General features: G+C 65.0%; 20 protein-coding genes. 9 read left to right on the top strand and 11 right to left on the bottom strand.

The window, feature by feature from the left end:
* Positions 1-3 precede the first annotated feature (3 nt).
* The 3 genes from ubiB to B2V17_RS13170 all read right to left on the bottom strand — a co-directional run bounded on the left by ubiB (position 4) and on the right by B2V17_RS13170 (position 2,870).
* Positions 4-1,557, bottom strand: coding sequence for a 2-polyprenylphenol 6-hydroxylase (ubiB, locus tag B2V17_RS13180; RefSeq protein ID WP_292998751.1), 1,554 nt, complete (start codon positions 1,555-1,557; stop codon positions 4-6).
* Positions 1,554-2,285, bottom strand: coding sequence for a class I SAM-dependent methyltransferase (locus B2V17_RS13175; protein WP_292998428.1), 732 nt, complete (start codon positions 2,283-2,285; stop codon positions 1,554-1,556). Before B2V17_RS13175 ends, ubiB begins: the two co-directional genes overlap by 4 nt.
* 63 nt (positions 2,286-2,348) lie before the next feature.
* On the bottom strand, positions 2,349-2,870 hold the full coding sequence (locus tag B2V17_RS13170; protein ID WP_292998426.1) for a DUF1993 domain-containing protein: 522 nt from the start codon (positions 2,868-2,870) through the stop codon (positions 2,349-2,351).
* 111 nt (positions 2,871-2,981) lie between these two features.
* On the opposite strand from B2V17_RS13170, the gene mutM reads away from it, so the two are divergent.
* From mutM to dnaA, 3 genes are all read left to right on the top strand, one after another.
* A complete protein-coding gene (mutM, locus tag B2V17_RS13165) occupies positions 2,982-3,797 on the top strand; it encodes a bifunctional DNA-formamidopyrimidine glycosylase/DNA-(apurinic or apyrimidinic site) lyase (protein WP_292998424.1) in 816 nt (271 codons plus the stop codon).
* 104 nt (positions 3,798-3,901) lie between these two features.
* The gene (gene rpsT / locus B2V17_RS13160; RefSeq protein WP_292998422.1) at positions 3,902-4,162 is read left to right on the top strand and encodes a 30S ribosomal protein S20; all 261 of its coding nucleotides are present in this window, start codon (positions 3,902-3,904) and stop codon (positions 4,160-4,162) included.
* 477 nt (positions 4,163-4,639) lie between these two features.
* The gene (dnaA, locus tag B2V17_RS13155) at positions 4,640-6,085 is read left to right on the top strand and encodes a chromosomal replication initiator protein DnaA (protein WP_292998420.1); all 1,446 of its coding nucleotides are present in this window, start codon (positions 4,640-4,642) and stop codon (positions 6,083-6,085) included.
* Positions 6,086-6,160: 75 nt separating this feature from the next.
* Here dnaA and B2V17_RS13150 read toward each other — a convergent pair whose 3' ends face one another.
* The gene (locus B2V17_RS13150) at positions 6,161-6,931 is read right to left on the bottom strand and encodes an SDR family oxidoreductase (RefSeq protein WP_292998418.1); all 771 of its coding nucleotides are present in this window, start codon (positions 6,929-6,931) and stop codon (positions 6,161-6,163) included.
* Positions 6,932-6,934: 3 nt separating this feature from the next.
* Positions 6,935-8,626, bottom strand: coding sequence for a class I adenylate-forming enzyme family protein (locus tag B2V17_RS13145; protein WP_292998416.1), 1,692 nt, complete (start codon positions 8,624-8,626; stop codon positions 6,935-6,937).
* Positions 8,627-8,905: 279 nt separating this feature from the next.
* Between B2V17_RS13145 and B2V17_RS13140 the strand changes: the two genes are divergently transcribed.
* The gene (locus B2V17_RS13140; protein WP_292998414.1) at positions 8,906-9,676 is read left to right on the top strand and encodes a HesA/MoeB/ThiF family protein; all 771 of its coding nucleotides are present in this window, start codon (positions 8,906-8,908) and stop codon (positions 9,674-9,676) included.
* Here the strand turns inward: B2V17_RS13140 and B2V17_RS13135 are convergent.
* Positions 9,670-10,008 carry a GFA family protein gene (locus B2V17_RS13135; protein WP_292998412.1) on the bottom strand — a complete coding sequence of 113 codons (339 nt, stop codon included), beginning with the start codon at positions 10,006-10,008 and terminating at the stop codon, positions 9,670-9,672. The genes B2V17_RS13140 and B2V17_RS13135 overlap by 7 nt on opposite strands.
* Positions 10,005-10,703 carry an NAD-dependent deacylase gene (locus B2V17_RS13130; RefSeq protein WP_292998410.1) on the bottom strand — a complete coding sequence of 233 codons (699 nt, stop codon included), beginning with the start codon at positions 10,701-10,703 and terminating at the stop codon, positions 10,005-10,007. Before B2V17_RS13130 ends, B2V17_RS13135 begins: the two co-directional genes overlap by 4 nt.
* Before the next feature lie 35 nt (positions 10,704-10,738).
* Here B2V17_RS13130 and dapB point away from each other — a divergent pair, with 35 nt between their 5' ends.
* The 4 genes from dapB to nth all read left to right on the top strand — a co-directional run bounded on the left by dapB (position 10,739) and on the right by nth (position 13,921).
* Entirely contained in the window at positions 10,739-11,467 is a 729-nt protein-coding gene (gene dapB / locus B2V17_RS13125; RefSeq protein ID WP_292998408.1) for a 4-hydroxy-tetrahydrodipicolinate reductase, read from the top strand.
* Positions 11,464-11,949, top strand: coding sequence for a hypothetical protein (locus tag B2V17_RS13120; protein ID WP_292998406.1), 486 nt, complete (start codon positions 11,464-11,466; stop codon positions 11,947-11,949). Before dapB ends, B2V17_RS13120 begins: the two co-directional genes overlap by 4 nt.
* Before the next feature lie 62 nt (positions 11,950-12,011).
* Positions 12,012-13,277 (top strand): M48 family metallopeptidase, encoded by a 1,266-nt coding sequence (locus B2V17_RS13115; RefSeq protein ID WP_292998404.1) that lies wholly within the window; start codon positions 12,012-12,014, stop codon positions 13,275-13,277.
* Positions 13,274-13,921, top strand: a complete 648-nt coding sequence (gene nth, locus B2V17_RS13110) for an endonuclease III (protein ID WP_292998402.1) — start codon at positions 13,274-13,276, stop codon at positions 13,919-13,921. Before B2V17_RS13115 ends, nth begins: the two co-directional genes overlap by 4 nt.
* Positions 13,922-13,940: 19 nt before the next feature.
* Here the strand turns inward: nth and B2V17_RS13105 are convergent, their stop codons facing one another.
* Positions 13,941-15,272, bottom strand: coding sequence for a dicarboxylate/amino acid:cation symporter (locus B2V17_RS13105; protein ID WP_292998400.1), 1,332 nt, complete (start codon positions 15,270-15,272; stop codon positions 13,941-13,943).
* A gap of 66 nt (positions 15,273-15,338) precedes the next feature.
* On the bottom strand, positions 15,339-16,466 hold the full coding sequence (gene dapE / locus B2V17_RS13100; protein WP_292998398.1) for a succinyl-diaminopimelate desuccinylase: 1,128 nt from the start codon (positions 16,464-16,466) through the stop codon (positions 15,339-15,341).
* Between the two features lie 51 nt (positions 16,467-16,517).
* Here dapE and B2V17_RS13095 point away from each other — a divergent pair, with 51 nt between their 5' ends.
* The gene (locus tag B2V17_RS13095; RefSeq protein ID WP_292998396.1) at positions 16,518-16,967 is read left to right on the top strand and encodes a cupin domain-containing protein; all 450 of its coding nucleotides are present in this window, start codon (positions 16,518-16,520) and stop codon (positions 16,965-16,967) included.
* Here the strand turns inward: B2V17_RS13095 and B2V17_RS13090 are convergent.
* Together B2V17_RS13090 and B2V17_RS13085 are read right to left on the bottom strand one after the other, a co-directional pair.
* On the bottom strand, positions 16,964-17,812 hold the full coding sequence (locus tag B2V17_RS13090) for a S1/P1 nuclease (protein ID WP_292998394.1): 849 nt from the start codon (positions 17,810-17,812) through the stop codon (positions 16,964-16,966). The two genes, B2V17_RS13095 and B2V17_RS13090, sit on opposite strands and share 4 nt — an antisense overlap.
* Positions 17,809-18,480: a glutathione S-transferase family protein gene (locus B2V17_RS13085; RefSeq protein WP_292998392.1), complete on the bottom strand. Its 672-nt coding sequence runs from the start codon at positions 18,478-18,480 to the stop codon at positions 17,809-17,811. Before B2V17_RS13085 ends, B2V17_RS13090 begins: the two co-directional genes overlap by 4 nt.
* Positions 18,481-18,515: the final 35 nt, after the last annotated feature.

Raw genomic sequence — 18,515 nt, 5'->3', positions numbered from 1 at the left:
GGCTCAGAACCAGCCCAGCGCCCGCGCCGCCCAGACCGCGCCGCCGCCTGCCAGCACGGCCAGCAGATAGCCGCTCCAGCTGCGCTCGGTGCCGGGCTTGCGGTCCCAGATCAGCTCCACATCGGGCAGCGGCGGCGCCTCGGGTGCGCCGCCCTTGGGCGGGAACTTGTCCTCGATCCGTCGCACCAGATCGGGCAGGCGCAGCAGCGTCTCAGCATCCTTGCGCAGCCGATCGGCAATCGCGGCCTCGGGGCCAAGCTCGTCGCGGATCCACTCGCGGACATAAGGCGCGGCGACGTCCCACATGTTGATCTCGGGATCGAGCTGGGTCGCCAGCCCCTCGACCATCACCATGGTCTTTTGCAGCAGCAGCAGGTGCGGCTGGGTCTGCATGTCGAATTCGCGGGTGATTGCAAACAGGCTGTCAAGCATCTGCCCGACCGACAGCTCGCTGACCGGGCGGCCGCGGGTCGGCTCACCCACCGCCCGCAGCGCGGTCGCGAACTCGTCGACCGAGTGATAGCTCGGGACATATTGCGCTTCGAAGTGGATCTCGGCGACGCGGCGGTAATTGCCGGTGGTCAGGCCATAGAGTATTTCCGCGAGCCACAGCCGGGCGCGGCGGTCGATCCGGCCCATGATCCCGAAATCGATCGCCGCGATCGACCCGTCCTGCTGCACGAACAGGTTGCCCTGGTGCATGTCGGCATGGAAGTAGCCGAGGCTGATCGCCTGGCGCAGGAAGGTCAGCACCAGATGCTGGGCCAGCGCCTTCAGGTCATGCCCGGCGGCGCGCAGGGCATCGGTCTCGCTGATCTTGATGCCGTCGATCCAGTCGATCGTCATCACCCGGCCGTTGGTGCGGTCCCAGTCGATTGCCGGAACCCGGTAACCTTCGGTCGAGGCCATCTTTTCGGCCAGTTCCGAGGCTGACGCCGCTTCGCGGCGCAGGTCAAGCTCGCGCAGGGTCCAGCGTTTGAAGTTGGCAATTACGAGCCGGGGCCGCAGCCGCGCCGCCTCGCCGCCCAACGCCTCGAAATGGGCGGCGGCCCATTCGTAGGTCTGGATGTCGGCGCCGAACTTTTCGCGGATCCCCGGGCGCAGCACCTTTATCGCAACCGTCCGGCCTTCGGTGGTGACCGCGCGGTGGACCTGGGCGATCGAGGCCGCGCCGACCGGCTCTTCCTCGATGCTGGCAAACAGCGCTTCGAGCGGCTTGCCGAAGCTCGATTCGATCTCGCGCCGAATCGCCGCAAAAGGCACCGGCGGCAGGCTGTCCTGCAGGCTCAGCAGATTGTGCGCTGCTTCCTCGCCGACGATATCGGGGCGGGTGGCGAGCGTCTGGCCCAGCTTGATTGCCGCCGGGCCGATAGCCTGAAAGGCCCCGGCATAGTCGGGAACGCGAGGCTGGAAGGTGCCGAGCCGCGCGATCTTGATCAGCCGGCGAACCTGCGGCGGAGTGTTGGGATCGCGCTCGATCCCGCGCAGCGCACCGTGCCGCGCCAAGGTCCGGCCCCAGCGCAGCAAACGGAAAACGTGGGTGCTGGGGCGGGTCAGATCTTCCACCCCGAGTGAATCGCGACCAGCCCGCCGAGGATCGGCTCGACCCGGGTATTCACGAAACCGGCGCGGCGGATCATCGCCTCGAATTCCGGCATCGGCGGAAAGCGGCGGATCGATTCGATCAGGTAGCGATAGCTTTCGGCATCGCCGGCGATTGCCTGCCCCAACTTCGGCACCAGATGGTGTGAATAGGCGTCATAGACTTCCTTGAAGCCCGGCCATTCGGTGGTCGAAAATTCGAGGCAGAAGAACCGTCCGCCATGCTTGAGCACGCGGTAGGCCTCGGCCAAGGCAGCATCGATCCGGGTCACGTTGCGGATCCCGAAGGCGATCGTGTAGCCATCGAAGAACCGGTCGGGGAAGGTCAGGGTCTCGGCATTCTGGCGGGACCAGACGAGACTATCGAGGCCCTTGTCCATGGCCCGCTCGATCCCGACGTCGAGCATGTCCTGGTTGATGTCGGATACCGTGATCGTCGCGCCGTGCGCGACCATGCGAAAGGCGATGTCCCCGGTGCCGCCGGCCATGTCGAGGATCTGCTCGCCCGGCTGCGGCTTGACCCGCCGGACGAACTTGTCCTTCCACAGACGGTGCATGCCGGCCGACATGGCATCGTTCATCACGTCGTATTTCTTGGCGACGCTGGAAAACACCGCGCCGACCTTCTCGGTCTTCTCCTCGGGAGAGACCTCTTCGTAACCAAAGGATACTGTATCGCTCATGGCACCGCGCCTTAGCGACAAGGCGGGCGCGGTGCCAGTGCTTAGAAGGTGAAGGTATCGTGATCAGGCAGGCGGGGCGAACATGTAGGGGGCGAGGTGCCCAAGGAAGTTCTGCTTGCCGAGCGGTCCGCCGCCCGCCCGAAGGATCGCGTAGGTGGTGGTGGCGTGGAAATAGAAGTTGGGCAGGGCGAAACCACTAAGGAAGGTCTGGCCATCGAACTTCACGCCGCCGCCATTGGGAAAGGTGATGACGATCTCGCGGTCAGCGCCAGCGTCATAGGCTGCGGGATCTAGGCCCCGCAGATAGGCGATGGTCTTGTCGCAGCGCGCCTTCAATTCGGCGAACGTCTTTTCCTCATCAGGCATGGCCGGCGCCTCGGTTCCGGTCATCCGCGCACCGGCGCCCTTTGCCGCGTCAGAGGCGATCTGGATCTGCCGCACCAGCGGAAACATGTCGTCGGTCAGCCTGGCTTCGAGCAGATCGGCTTCGTTGCCGGTCCCAGCGGCCATGTCGAGCCAGGCCTTGATGTTGCCGAGCATGCCGATGAAGGCAGGAACCGAGGTAGCGTGAAGCGAAGCGGACATGTGCATTCTCCCGAGATGCGGTTTTGGTTGAGCGCGGTCCTAGCGCCCGGGCTTTTTAGTTTCAATCAGAAACTGATTGTCGTCGCGCCATGCTGGCTCTAACCAGCCGCCATGCCGGAGCTTCCTGAAGTCGAAACCACCGTACGCGGTCTGGCCCGCTATCTCGATGGCGCGCGTCTGGCGCGGGTCGAGACGCGCCGCGCCGATCTGCGCCGTCCGTTTCCGCAGGATCTGGTCCAGGTCCTGACCGGGGCCACGGTCACCGGGCTGTCGCGCCGGGCCAAATATGGCCTGATCCATACCGATCGCGGCCAGTCCATGATCTTCCATCTCGGCATGTCCGGGCGCTGGCGGATCGAGCCGGAGGAACTGGGCAAGCACGACCACCTGGTACTGGAGACAGCAAGCGGCCATGTGCTGGCCCTGTGCGATCCGCGCCGGTTCGGCTCGGTCGATCTGGTGGCAGAGGCGCAGCTCGCTGAGTGGCCGGCCTTTGCCGCGCTCGGACCCGAACCGGTGGGGGAGGGGCTGACTGCGGCGCACCTCAAGGCCGCGCTGGCCGGGCGCAGCGCGGCGATCAAGCTGATGCTGCTCGATCAGCGGATCGTTGCGGGGCTCGGCAATATCTATGTCTGTGAGGCGCTGTTCCGGGCCGGGATCGATCCGCACAAGGCGGCCGGCAAGGTCTCTGGCCCGGCGTTGGCGCGGCTGGTCCCCGAAATCCGCGCCGTGATCGCCGAAGCGATCGAAGCCGGCGGATCGACTTTGCGCGACTATGCCCAGCCGGATGGCGAGCTCGGCTATTTCTCCAAACGCTTTGAGGTTTATGACCGGCACGGGCAGGATTGCACCCGCTGCGGCGCCATGGTCCAGCGTCTGCCCCAAGGCGGGCGCAGCACCTGGTATTGTGCAAGGTGCCAAAAGTAAGCGTTACGCTTGACGATTCGGGGCCTCGCGGTTAAGGGCCGCGCTTCCCGTGGGGCCGATTCCATTCCGGCCTCCCGTTTTGCACGAGATTCTTAAGGACGAACATGGCCAATACGCCGCAAGCCAAGAAGCGCATCCGCCGCAATGAACGCCGCGCGGAAATCAACGGCAACCGCATGAGCCGCATCCGCACCTTCGTGAAGAAGGTCGAATCGGCTCTGGCTGGTGGCGACAAGGGCGCCGCTGCCGAAGCGCTGAAGGAAGCTCAGCCGGAACTCGCTCGCGGCGTGGCTCGGGGCGTGCTTCACAAGAACACCGCGGCACGTAAGCTGTCGCGGCTGACCAAGCGAGTCGCTTCGCTCTGATTCGGCTGGTCCCGCGATGATTCGCGGGACGAAAGCGGAACGAAGGCATGGCAGGGCCCCCGGTTGACCGGCGGGCCCTTTTGCTTGTGCAGTGCAAGGTAAATGCTGCGTCGCACTAAGGTCATGGATTCCGGCGATTCGCATTGCCCGCATTCAAAAACTACAGTGCTTTCAATGCGTTGATTTCCCATCCGGAGAATTGCAGGGGTCCGATAGAGTCAAGGGACTTTATTTCAGTTTTTTTACTATGATCGCCTTGCCCTCGCCGTGGAACCGTCCATAAAACGATCATGGTTCGGCGGCCTTCGGGCTCACCGGGCATCACAGCAAAAAACAGCATACTACATCGGCAAGAGGGCGGCCGATGTGTCGAGGCGTGCGCCAGCGTACGCCAGTTTGAATGTATTCGTACGGGGGCGTACCGAAGTGACGGGAACGGGAATGGGCGGAATGCAGGGCAAGCCTTCCGCTTCAGAAATGTCTGACGCGGATCGGCTGCGTGAGGAGCAAGAGGCGATGGATCTGGCGGCGGACTGGGCTGATATCAGCCAGGGTTTGCGCAAGGATCTGGGCCAACAGCTTCACAGCCAATGGATCAAGCCGATTCAGCTTGGCAGCTTTGCCAAAGACGACGGGACGCTCGATCTGTTCCTGCCGACCGAGTTTTCGGCCAATTGGGTCGCAGACCGGTTTGCCGACCGCCTCTCGCTGGCCTGGAAGATTGCCCGCCCGGATATCCGCAATGTCCGCATCTCGGTTTCGCCGGCCCGCCGGGCTCCGCAGGGTCTGCGGTTCGGATCGGCCGATGGCCAGCGCCGTTCGAACGATACCAACCCTCCGGCCCAGCCGGGCGATGCCCTGGGTATGGGCGCGGCCGAACTTGGCTCGCTGGGGCAGAGCTCGATCGGGCTCGATCCTTCGCTGACCTTCACCACTTTCGTCACCGGCAGCGCCAACGTGCTGGCCAGCAACGCCGCGCAGCGCATGGCGGCGACCGAGACTCCCCAGTTCGCGCCGCTTTATCTCAAGGCGGCAACCGGCCAGGGCAAGACCCACCTGCTGCATGCCATCGGCCATGCCTATCTGGTGGCGCATCCGAGGGCGCGGATCTTCTACTGCTCGGCCGAACGCTTCATGGTCGAATTCGTCCAGGCGCTGCGCCAGAACCAGACGATCGAATTCAAGGCGCGGCTGCGCGGGTTCGATCTGCTGCTGGTCGACGATATCCAGTTCATCATCGGCAAGGCGAGCGCTCAGGAAGAACTGCTCTATACGATCGATGCGCTGCTGGCCGAAGGCAAGCGGCTGGTCTTCGCGGCTGACCGTGCCCCGCAGGCATTGGACGGCGTCGAGCAGCGGCTGCTCAGCCGGCTCAGCATGGGCCTGGTTGCGGACATCCAGCCGGCCGACATCGAACTGCGCCGCTCGATCCTCGAACACCGCCTGCAGCGCTTCAGCCCGACTCATGTCCCGGCCGACGTGGTCGAGTTCCTCGCTCGGACGATCAACCGCAACGTGCGCGAGCTGGTCGGCGGGCTCAACAAGCTGATCGCCTATGCGCAGTTGACCGGCCAGGCCGTGTCGCTGCAGCTGGCCGAAGAACAGCTGACCGACATCCTTTCGGCCAACCGCCGCCGGATCACGATCGACGAAATTCAGCGCACCGTCTGCCAGTTCTATCGGGTCGACCGGACCGAAATGGCCAGCAAGCGCCGCGCCCGCGCGGTGGTGCGCCCGCGCCAGGTGGCGATGTATCTGGCCAAGGTGCTGACCCCGCGCTCTTATCCCGAGATCGGCCGCAAGTTTGGCGGACGCGATCACTCGACCGTGATCCATGCGGTGCGGCTGATCGAAGACCTGCGGACCCGCGATGCCGACATGGACGGCGACGTGCGCAGCCTGCTGCGGCAGCTAGAGAGCTGAACCGCTCCTCCACTTTAAATGAACAGGCGGGTCACAGCCGGTGCACAGGCTTATGCACCGGGATGTGCACAGGAGTCAGGCCGATAGGCCGCCATCGACGATCAGTTCGCTCCCAGTCGTGAAAGCCGCGCGGTCGCTGGCGAGGAACACCACTGCATCGGCCACGTTCTGCGGCTCGCCGAGATGGCCCAGCGGGTGCATGGCTGACACGTTGGCCAGCACCTCATTGCCGCCCACGCCCTGCGCCACTGCGAAATCGTCGATCAGCGTGCGGCCCATGTCGGTGTCGATCACCCCGGGGTGGACCGAGTTGACCCGGACTCGGGCCGCGGCCAACTCCTTGGCACAGCCCTTGGTGAACAGCCGGACGGCGCCCTTGGTGCTGTTGTAGCAGGTCGCCCCGGCCGCGCCCTCTATCCCCGCGACCGAAGACAGATTGACGATCGCAGTCCCCCCGCGCCACAGGTGCGCGCGTTCGGCCAGCAACGGCACCGCCGCGCGGGTGCCGAGGAACACCCCTTCGACATTGACCGCGTGGAGCCGCCGCCAGTCGTCCAGCGTGGTTTCGAGGATCGGCTTGAACAGCCACAGCCCGGCATTGTTGACCAGAATGTCGAGCCCGCCGGCCTCGCTGCGGAGCCAGTCCATCGTCGCGGCCCAGTCGGCTTCGCTGGTCACGTCCTGCGCGCAGGCGATCCCGCCGATCTCGGCCGCCAGATCAACCGGCGCCGCCATATCGGTCACCGCGACCTTTGCGCCTGCGGCCGCCAGGGCCCGCGCCGTGGCCGCGCCAAGGCCCTTGGCAGCGCCCGTTACCAGCGCGATGCGCCCGTCAAGATCACCCATGGCTCAGGCCTCCTCAACCAGTTTGCTGAGATGTTCCTTGAGCTCGCGCCGCAGGAACTTGCCGCTGGCGTTGCGCGGCAGCGGATCGGGCAGGAACCAGACGTGGCGCGGGACCTTGTGCTTGCTCATGTGGTCAAGGCAATGCTTCTTGAGGTCGGTCTCGTCGAGCGCGTGGCCTTCCTTGAGGTAGACCGCGACCCCGATCTCTTCGCCCATCCGCTCGTCCTTCACGCCGAACACGCTGCATTCGGCCACCGCTGGGTGGCGATAGATGCAGGCTTCGACTTCGGTGCAGCTGATATTCTCGCCGCCGCGGATCACCAGATCCTTCTTGCGGTCGACGATATAGACGAAGCCGTCCGCATCGATCCGCGCTATGTCGCCGGTGTGGAGCCAGCCCTGGGTGATCGTTTCCGCCGTGGCATCGGGCCTGTTGAGGTAGCCCTTGATTACCGGGCTGCCGCGCACCCACAGCTCGCCCACTTCACCCTGCGGCAGTTCGTTGCCTGCATCGTCGACCACCTTGGCGTCGAAACTGGGCATATAGGGGCCGGCGCTGTCGGGCCGGTCGATGAAATAGGGACCTGCGACAGAGGTGATGATCCCGCAAGTCTCGGTCATGCCATAGCCGGTGGTCGGGCTGGCAGCCGGGATCTTGCGATGGATTTCGCCGACCTGCTCGGGCGGGACCTGCGCCCCGCCGCCGGACAGGCCGGACAGGGTCGAGGTGTCGGTTTTCGCAAAGTCCGGGTGATTGATGATCTCGCGGGCCATGATCGGCACGCCGCTGACCCCGGTGATCCCGTACTTTTCGATCAGCTTCAGGGCTTCGCCGGCATCCCACTTGTACATGAGCACGATCGCTCCGCCCGCGGCGCTGGTCAGGTAAGCGCCGCAATTGTTGGCGGTGACGTGGAACAGCGGCGTGGTCAGCAGCGAGACCGGGATCGGCGCCTCGGCCGGCGGGGCGATGCCGGTAGCGCGCTCGGTCGCCAGCGCCTGCGCGGTGGTCGAATAGAGCATGTTCATCAGGTTCGCGATGCAGCCGCGGTGGGTGAGCTGCGCGCCCTTGGGAAAGCCGGTGGTGCCGCTGGTGTAGAAGATGCAGGCATCGGCATCGGGATCGACTGCAACCTGCGGCATGGCTCCGCCGGCGGCGATGATCTCGCTCCACGGGATGACGTCGGCGGGATAGTCGGCCAGCCGCACGCCGACCAGCTTGATTCCGTGCGGGACGAGTTCGCGGTAGCGGGCCAGTCGCTCGGCATCGGCGATCAGGACCTTGGGCTGCGAATCCTTGAGCGCATAGTCCAGCTCCTCGGCGGTCCACCAGGCATTCATGCCCACGGCGGCGACGCCGGTCGAAAGGCAGGCCCAATAGGCGATCAGCCATTCAGGGTAGTTGCGCATCGCTATCGCCACGCGGTCTCCGGGCCGGACACCTTGCGTCTCCAGCCAGGCAGCCAGGGCATTCACCTGGGCGTGGGCCTGGGCATAGGTTGTGACCTCGCCTTCGTAGATCAGGTAGGGCCGGTCACCCCAAGCGACTGTGGACAGCCAGAATTCGCGGACCGAAGGGGGTGCGGCCTTGAAGGTCTTGATCCGGTTGCCAAGGATCTCTTCCTCGACAATCTCGAACTGTCCGCCCGGCCCGGTCAGCTCTTCGCGCACCTGGCGCAACTCGGCATAATGCATCGCTCGTCCCATTTTTGATTTAATTGCCCGATTAAGTGCCGCATCATCGAGGAGTCGGCAAGGGCGGAATGGTTCACGCATAGGCGCAGAGAAGAAAGCGGAGGCGCAGAGGCGCAGCACAGCCGCCGGTGGCGATTTTCGAACCCCGGGCATTATGGCATCCACGATGCTGGAGGTTTGAACTCGGCTTCGCCGCGAACAGGACATCGCTGCGCCTCTGCGTGAACCAATAGAACCCCGCCCTTGGCGCAGCGCCCGCCTTGGCATAAGGCCGTGCCGATGGTCCTTCCGCCCGAACGCCTCGATCGTTTTGCCCGCCATATCGTTCTGCCCGAAGTGGGCGGCGCGGGACAGGTGGCCTTGGCCGAGGCACGCGTTACGGTGATCGGCCTTGGCGGGATCGGCGCCCCGGTAGTGCAATATCTCGCAGCCGCCGGGGTCGGGCACTTGCGGCTGCTCGATTGCGATTCGGTCGAACTGTCCAACCTGCAGCGGCAGGTGATCTACCAGCGGCACGATGTCGGCCAGCCCAAGAACGAGATGGCTGCGGGCTGGGTCGAAGGATTCGATCCGGCGATCCGGGTTGAGGAAAGCAAGGTCCGGATCGATCCTTCGAACGCCGACAGCTACATCGCCAAGACCGACCTGGTGGTGGACGGGACAGACAACTTCGCCGCCCGGCTCGCCATCTCCGACGCTTGCGTCCGGCAAGGGATCCCGCTGACCAGCGCCGCACTGGGCCGCTTCCAGGGCCAGGTTGCCAATTTTGCCGGGCACCGCGAAGGGCACAGCTGTTATCGCTGCTTCGTCGGCGATGCCTTCGATGCCGATGATTGCGATACTTGCGCCGCCGATGGCGTGCTGGGGGCGATGGTCGGGATGATCGGGGCCTTCGCGGCGATGCAGGCGATTCGCGTCATCCTCGAAGGAAAGACCGCGCTGGGCGATCCGCAATGGGGCAAACTGCACCTGTTCGAAGGGCTGGTGCCCAGCCTGCGGACGATGCGGATCGCCGAGGATCCCGAATGCCGGGGTTGCGCGGTTCAGTAACTCGCGCCGTCGATGAAGCGGCGCGGCAGGTTTTGCCATAGCTCCGGTTCGAACATCCTGAGGTTTACCGCCATACGCGGATAGTCCGGATCGACCGGGGTCCAGTGCGTGGTGCAGCCGCAGGTTGCGCAATGCCAGGTGTCGAGCATGCAATCGCCCTGCCTATAGGCCACGCCGGTGCCCGCGGCCGTGACCATCGCCGGAACAGTGTGATGCCACAGCCCGCCGGTCCTGCGGCACAGCGAGCAATTGCACTCGGCGACGTCTGCCGGCGTTTCCCGCAGGACCAGCGTGATGGCGCCGCAATGGCAACTGCCGCGGTGTTCGCTCATCTCAGCATCTCCCCGACCCAGTGCGGCACGACTTGGCTCGCCGGTCCCAGGCGGCTTTCGTGGAACATGTGCGAGCCCTGGCTGCGTTCCAGGTTGAGCTCCAGCGTCTGCGCACCAAGCTCGACTGCGTTCTGGACGAAGCCCGCCGCCGGATAGACCGCACCCGAGGTTCCTATAGAGACGAACAGATCGGCCTCGCGCAGCGCGGCATAGATCTCGCCCATCCGGTAAGGCATCTCGCCGAACCAGACGACATCGGGGCGCAGGCTGCGCGCCGAGCAGACCGAGCAGGGCGGGCGATCGAACAACGGGCCGGTCCAGCGGCTGCGCACGTCGCAACTCGTGCACCAGGCGTTGAGGTGTTCACCGTGCATGTGCAGCACCCGACGCGATCCGGAACGTTCGTGCAGGTCATCGACGTTCTGCGTCACCAGCAGCAGCTTGCCGGGCCAGCGCTCTTCCAGCTTTGCCAGCGCGAAGTGAGCCGGGTTCGGCTGCTTGTCCTGGATCGCCTCACGCCGCATGTCATAGAAGCGCAGGACCAGATTGGGATCGCGCGCGAAAGCCTCTGGCGTGGCGACATCCTCGACCCGGTGATTCTCCCACAAGCCTCCGGCGCTGCGGAAGGTTTCGATCCCGCTCTCGGCGGAAATCCCTGCCCCGGTCAGGATCACGATGTTGCGGATTTGGCTCATGTCGCCCATGAAGCACGGCGGAACTGGGGACTGCAATGGCAAGAATCGGCATTATCGGCAGCGCAGGGCGCATGGGGGCGGCGCTGGTCGACGCGATCGCGGCGGCGGGCGCGGTCCATTCGGGCGGTGTCGACAAGGGCGACGATGTGCTGGCCCTGGCGCGCGGCAGCGACGTGCTGGTCGATTTTTCGGCCCCTGCCGCGCTGGAAGGCAACCTCGATGCGGCCATTGCCGCGGGCGTGCCGATCGTTGTCGGCACTACCGGTCTGGAAGAGCGCCACCACTGGCTGTGCGACAGTGCGGGTGAAGCAATTGCGGTACTGCAGACCGGCAATACCTCGCTCGGCATCACCCTGCTGGCCCATCTGGTGCGCGAGGCGGCGCGCCGACTGGGCGAGGATTGGGACATCGAAGTGGTCGAGACGCATCACCGCATGAAGGTCGATTCGCCGTCCGGCACCGCGCTGCTGCTGGGCGAGGCCGCCGCTGAAGGACGCGGGATCGATCTGGCGGCTCATTCGGCGCGCGGGCGCGACGGGATCACCGGGGTGCGGCGGGCAGGCGACATCGGCTTTGCGGCGCTGCGCGGCGGGACCGTGGCGGGAGACCATACGGTCCATTTCCTTGCCGACGACGAGCGGATTGCATTGTCGCACCTTGCCGAGAACCGCCGGATCTTCGCCAAAGGCGCGGTGCGCGCGGCGCAGTGGCTGATCGGCAAGCCGGCCGGACGCTACACCATGCCGCAGGTGCTGGACCTGTGAATCTGTCCACGCTGCCCTGGCATGAACCGGGCGGCGCCCCGGCGGCGCAGGTGATTGGTGATTTTCTGCTCGAAGCCGGGTTTGACGTGGCGATTGAGCCGATCGAGGGCGCGACGTTCCTGCCGGGTCTGGCGGTCGATCAAGGCCGCTTGGTGATCGATCCGGCGGTTCCCTCTTATCCCGGCGACCTGCTGCATGAGGCCGGACATCTCGCGGTGCTTGATCCCGAGCGGCGGGGCGAGCCCGATGCGGTGACGGCGGACGGGGGCGACGAGATGGCCGCCATCGCCTGGTCGGTCGCCGCGGCGCGGGCCTGCAACGTGCCGCTGGAGGTGCTGTTCCACCCGCATGGCTACAAGGGCGGATCGGATCACCTGATCGAGACTTTCAAGGCCGGCCAGCCGTTCGGCGTGCCATTGCTGGCCTGGTGGGGCCTGACCACGTCGGCAGAATACCCCGCAATGCAGCGCTGGATGCGCTGAGCTCTTGCCTGCGGGGTGAAGTGCCTTATTAAGATAACACACAACCGGGGAGGGAGAAACCCGTGAGCACCACACTTGCACCGGCGCAGGAAGCTGCGCGTTACATTGATTCGCTGGGGCCGGAGGCGCTGGCCAAGGCCGAGGCCTATACCATGGGCAATCACGTGATGCTGATTGTCGGGGTAGGTGTTTCGATCCTGGCCGCGTGGATCATGATCCGGTTCCGGTTGCTTGACCGCGTGGCCGCCCGTCTGGAGCCCAAGCCGGACGCGTCAGAAGGCGGGGAGGCGGCAGCGGCGAATGCAGCGGCCGAAAAACAGGAAGACGAAGAGCGCAAGGGTATGCCTTGGGCGCTCGCCACCTTGCTCACCGCCGGTGCCTTCTACCTGATCGGCGATCTGCTGCGCCTGCCCTGGACGATCTACGAAAGCTGGTGGCGCGAGCGCAGCTACGGGATGACCAAGCAGCCGCTCGGCGATTTCCTGGGCCAACTGGCGCTCAGCGAGGCGATCGGGGTCGTGCTTGGCGCGCTGTTTCTGCTCGGCATCTATGCCCTGATCCGCAAGGCCGGCCAGCGCTGGTGGCTGTGGGGGGCGGGTTTCACCGGAGTGGTGACGCTGGTCATGCTCGTGGCGACCCCCGCCTACATCATGCCGCTGTTCAACGAATTCAAACCGGTCCCGCCGGGCGAAGTCCGCACCGCACTGGAACAGATCGCCGATGACGTGAAGATCCCGCACGACCGGATCTTCATGTATGATGGATCGCGCCAGTCCGAGTATTTCACCGCCAATGTTGCCGGGCTGGGGCCGACCGCGCGGATCGCGATTTCGGATATCGCGCTGAAGGAAGCCTCGCTGGCCGAAGTGCGCGCGGTGACCGGGCATGAAGCCGGGCACTACAAGCTCGGTCACGTCTGGCGCTATGTGATCCTGTTCCCGCTGCTCGCCGCGCTGGCGCTGTGGCTGATCCAGCGGCTGTTCCCCTGGGCGGCGCGGATGCTTGGCAGCGATGCGCAGCTCCATGAACCGCGCGGACTGCCTGTGTTCATGGTGCTGGTATCGGTGCTTAGCCTGCTCGCAACACCGATCCAGAACAGCCTGACCCGGATCGGAGAGAGCGCGGCTGATGCTTATTCACTGCGCACGGTGAACGAACCGGACGCGCTCGCCAGCGCCTTGGTCAAGACGGCGGAATATCGCTATCCGCGGCCCTCGACGCTGCAGGAAGTGCTGTTCTACACGCACCCTTCAGTCGAAAAGCGGGTGCTGCGGGCGATGGAGTGGAAAGCGGCGCATCCCAAGCCGGAGGCCGCGCCCGCGCCGTGAAGCAAGCCGACATCTTCGAGTTCTTCCGCCGTCTGGCGGAGGATAACCCGTCCCCCGAAACCGAGCTGGAATTCGGCAACACCTACCAATTGCTGGTCGCGGTGGTGCTGTCCGCCCAGGCGACCGATGTCGGCGTGAACAAGGCGACGCGGGCCTTGTTCAAGACGGTCAAGACGCCGCAGCAGATGGTCGATCTGGGCGAGGAGGGCCTCAAGCAGCACATCAAAACGATCGGCTTGTTCAACGCCAAGGCGAAGAACGTGATCGCGCTGTCAGAGATCCTGGTGCGCGATCATGGCGGTGAGGTCCCGGCCGATCGCGATGTGCTCACCACGCTCCCCGGGGTTGGTCGCAAGACTGCCAATGTGGTGATGAACTGCGCCTTCGGGGCGGAGACCTTCGCGGTCGATACCCATATCTTCCGGGTCGGCAACCGTACCGGTCTGGCCAAGGGCAAGACCCCGCTGGCGGTCGAGAAGCAGCTGGAAAAGAAAGTGCCTGCGCCGTTCCGCGTCGGGTCGCACCACTGGATGATCCTGCACGGCCGTTACATCTGCAAGGCCCGCACCCCGGAATGCTGGCGCTGCCCGGTGGTTGACTTGTGCGCCTTCAAGGCGAAGGTGATGGAACCGAGGAAGAAATAAGGGGGTTCGCGTGAACCCCTTACTTCCTGTCATCCTCAAAGTTCGACGGGTCGAGCTCCAGCCCGGCCCGGCCCGATGCAACGGTGTGCGCCGGGGCGTGGGGATGCTCGACGAATTCGGGCTCCTCGACCTCCAGCATGCCTTCCCACTTGGTGATCACCGAAGTGGCAACCGCGTTGCCGACCACGTTGGTTGCAGTGCGGCCCATGTCGAGGAACTGGTCGATCGCGAGGATGATCGCGACGCCTTCGACCGGCAGGCCGAACATCGCCAGCGTGCCGGTGATCACCACCAGCGAAGCGCGCGGCACCGCGGCAATGCCCTTGGAGGAGATCATCAGGGTCAGCAGGATCATGATTTGCGTGCCGATCGGCAGGTCGATGCCATAGGCCTGGGCGATGAATATCGTCGCAAACGACATGTACATCATCGATCCGTCGAGGTTGAAGCTGTAGCCCAGCGGCAGCATGAAGCCCGAGATGCGGCGCGGCACGCCGAAGCGGTCAAGCTGTTCGAACATCTTGGGGAGCGCCGCCTCGCTCGACGCGGTCGAGAAGGCGATCATCATGGGCTGGCGGATATAGCGGATCAGCGTCCAGATCCGGCCGCCGAGGAACAGCGCCCCGATCCCCAGCAGGATCACCCACAGCAGGGCGAGGCTGAAATAGAATTCGAGCAGCAGTTCGAGATAGGTCTTGAGGATCTCAAGCCCGCTGGCCGCCACCACATTGGCCAGCGCGCCGAACACTGCGATCGGGGCGTAGCGCATCACATAGCCGGTAATCTGCAGCATCATCTCGGCCAGGGCATCGGCCCCGCGGACCAGCGCCGAGCCCTTCTCGCCGATTGCCGAAAGTGCGACCCCGGCGAAGATCGAGAAGACCAGGATTTGCAATATGTTGTTGGTCGCCATCGCCTCAAAGGCGTTCTTGGGGAAGACCGAGAGGATGAATTCGGTCGCCTTGAGTTCCTTGACCTCGCCCACCGCCTTGGCCGCGGCGGCGGCATCCGGGATCGGTGCGCCTATCCCGGGCTGAAGCAGGTTGACCATGATCAGGCCAAGCCCGATCGAGATCAGGCTGGCGGTGATGAACCAGGCCAGCGCCCGCACTCCAATCCGCCCCAGCGCGGTCGAATCGCCCATGTGAGCGATTCCGACGACGATGGTGGAAAGTACCAGCGGGGCGACCAGCATCTTGATCAGGTTGAGGAATATGTCGGACAGCAGCTTGAACCAGGGGGCGATGCTTTCCTTGATCACCCCGGCTTCGACCGACATGTGCAGCACCTGACCGACCACGACCCCCAGCGCCATGCCAATCAGGATATAGAGTGTCAGCCGCCGGTCCATGATGCGCGTCCCCCGTCAGGTAAGATTGTTACCGGTGAGCCTAACAGGCTGTCGCGGCTATCGCAATCAACCTGCCAGAGCCGCCTTGGCCACCCGGGTATAGATCCGTGCAAGGGCATCGAGATCAGGCACCGCCACCGCCTCGTCGCGCTTGTGCATCGTCGCGTTGCACAGGCCGAATTCGATCACCGGGCACAGCGCGCGCAGGAACCGGGCATCGCTGGTCCCGCCGGTGGTGCTGGCTTCTGGCCGCAGGCCCGTTTCGGCCTCGACCGCATCGGCGATCATCGCAGAGAACGCCCCGGGCGGGGTCAGGAAGGCTTCGCCCGAAATCATCGGCCGCGCAGTGCCGCCATGCTTTGCCGCGATCGCGTTGACCCGGTCGGCCAGTTCCTGCCCGCTGTGGAGATCGTTGAACCGGATCGACAGCCGCGCTGTGGCTTTGGCCGGGATGACGTTGGTGGCGGGATTGCCGACCGTGATGTCGGTAATTTCGAGGTTGCTGGGCTGGAACCAGTCGGTCCCTTCATCAAGGACCAGCGCGTTGAGTTCCGCCAGCATGTTGACCAGCGGACCGATCGGGTTGTTGGCCAAGTGCGGATAGGCGACGTGGCCTTCGCCGCCTTCGACTTCCAGCCAGATGTTGACCGACCCGCGCCGGCCGATCTTCATCATGTCGCCCAGGCGGTTCACGCTGGTCGGCTCGCCGACCAGGATCAGATCGGGGATCGCATTTGCAGCGCGCATATGCTCGATCAAAGCAACCGTGCCGTGGATCGCCGGGCCCTCCTCGTCGCCGGTGATAGTGAAGCTGATCGTGCCGGCATCCTGCGGCACTTCGGCCACGGCGGCGACCATCGCCGCGATCGATCCCTTCATGTCGACCGCGCCGCGCCCATAGAGCAGTTCTCCGCGCACTTCGGGAGCGAAGGGGGCGCTGGTCCAGCCCTCGCCGGGCGGGACGACATCGACGTGTCCGGCAAAGCCGAAGTGGCGGCTGCCTTCGGGCCCGCGGCGGACCGCGAACAGGTTCTCGACCGGTCCGTGTGGCGGCTCGCCCGATATGGCCCGGTGCACCTCGAACCCCAGCGGGCGCAGCTGCGCTTCAAGGCAATCGAACACCAGCCCCGCCGCCGGGGTGACGCTGGGACAGGCAATCAGGGCCTCGGCGAGCGGGAGGACTTTGCTGTTCATTGCGGCCTGGCATATGGTGTATGCTCTTCTCCCGCAAGACGGAGCGCCGCCATGCCCAAACTCGATCTCGACGCGATCCCGCGGACCAACGCCACCGGCTATCCTCCGCAATATGCTGATGTCGTTCAGGGCCGCTGGTATCGCCGGCTGGCTCCGGCTGCTGGCCTGAGCGATTTCGGCGCGAGCCATGTGGTTCTCCAGCCCGGTGCCTGGTCCAGCCAGCGCCACTGGCACGAAGGCGAGGATGAGCTGGTGGTGATACTGAGCGGCGAGGCGGTGCTGGTCGATGACAGCGGCGAAACCGTGATGCTGGCGGGCGATGTCGCGGCCTTCCCCAAAAATGATGGCAACGGTCACCTCCTGATCAACCGGTCGGACGCGCCGTGCACCTTCGTCGCGATCGGGCGTCCATCGGAAACCGACTGCCACTATCCCGATATCGACATGCACCTGTTCGCTGCGGAAGGGCGCCAGAAGCGCAAGGACGGGAGCGAGTTTTAGCCGCCCAACGCCTCGTCCAATACCCGGGCAAGGCGCAGCCCGGCCTGGGTCAGGCGCAGCCGCGCATCGGGCAAGGTCGCCTCGATCGTCTGGTTCGTCCAGATCACCACAGTTGGTGCCGGCGTGCCCTGGCAGGGATCGAACCCAAAGGCGCGGGTATAGACCTGCCGCGCCAGCCGCCAGCTTTCCTCACCCCAGATGGCGGGTGTTCCGCTACCTAGCGCGGCAAGGTCTGCCGCCGGATAGCGCCGGACCAGCGGCGGCACCGCAGAACTGATTGCCCGTTCCGCCTGGGCCCCGTCCCATAGCGCATGGAGGTTGTAGACCGGGGCATCGCCGTACATCGCCTTGATCGCGTTGCCGCCCTGATCGTTGTTGTCGCCCGAATGCAGCGGCATGTGGATATCGCCGATGAAATGGGCAAGGAAGGCCAGTGCCTCAAGCCGCTGGGCCGCGGGAAGACTGCGGTCGGTCAAAATTCGGCGGTTGCGCTCGATTTGCGCGGAAACGCAGTTCCCGTTGGCGCAATTGGCCTTTGGATCATAAGGCTTGCAGACCGGCTCGGTCTGGTAATGCCAGGGGAATGAATAGCCCCAGCGCCAACCGTCGCGGCGGATGCAATCGGGCCAGACAGCGGCATCGCCCAGGCTGCGGACCCGGCAGGTCGCCGTGCCTAGTCCGCGCTCGGCCTGCATCAGCAGTGCGATCCGTTGGCGGGTCTGCGGCTTGATGTTGGCCAAAGCAATCGCCGCCGTTGTGCGGTGACCGTATTCGCCCCAGGCCCGCACGGGAAGGGACCACAGCGCCGAAAGCGCTGCGAGGACCAGGATGAAGCGGCGGATCATTTCGCTCCCCTGGGCTCTTCCCACTGCTCGATCACCCATTCCTCTGCCTCGGCCGCGTCGATCCAGACCTGCATCCATTCGTGAGTCCAGATCGCTTCCATATAGGCGACCGCAAAGCCCGGAACGCCAATGCCATAGGTGATGAAGCGGCTGACTACGGGCGCATAGATGATGTCGGCAGCGCTGAAAGTGCCGAACAGGTAAGGGCCGCCTTTGCCGAAACGGGCGCGGGCCTCGGCCCAAAGCGTCAGGATCCGGACCACGTCGCTGCGCGCGGCCTCGCTGATTTCCCAATCCTCGACCCGGCGGCGTACGTTCATCGGGCATTCGCTGCGCAGCGCCTGGTACGAGCTGTGCATTTCCGCGACCATCGAGCGGGCAAAGGCGCGGGCATCATCGGCTTTGGGCCAGAAGCGCTCACGTCCTACCTTGTCGGCCAGATATTCGATAATCGCCACGCTGTCCCAGGCTACGGCATCGCCGTCCCATAGCACCGGAACCTTGCCCGAACTGGGCTCGATCCCCTCGGTCTGCTTCTTGCGGGCATCCCAGTCCTCGCCATAGAGCGGGACGGTGATCTCCTCGAAGGCGAGGCCGGACTGTTTGCAGGCCAGCCAGCCGCGCAGCGACCAGCTGGAATAGTTCTTGTTGCCGATGATCAGCTTCATGCGCTAGCGGCTAGCCGTTCATCAAAATTCTGTCG

Source organism: Novosphingobium sp. UBA6272 (genome assembly GCF_002440635.1).
GTDB lineage: Bacteria > Pseudomonadota > Alphaproteobacteria > Sphingomonadales > Sphingomonadaceae > Novosphingobium.
Note: the sequence above shows the minus strand (reverse complement) of the source record. Positions and strands in the feature narration are given on the sequence as shown.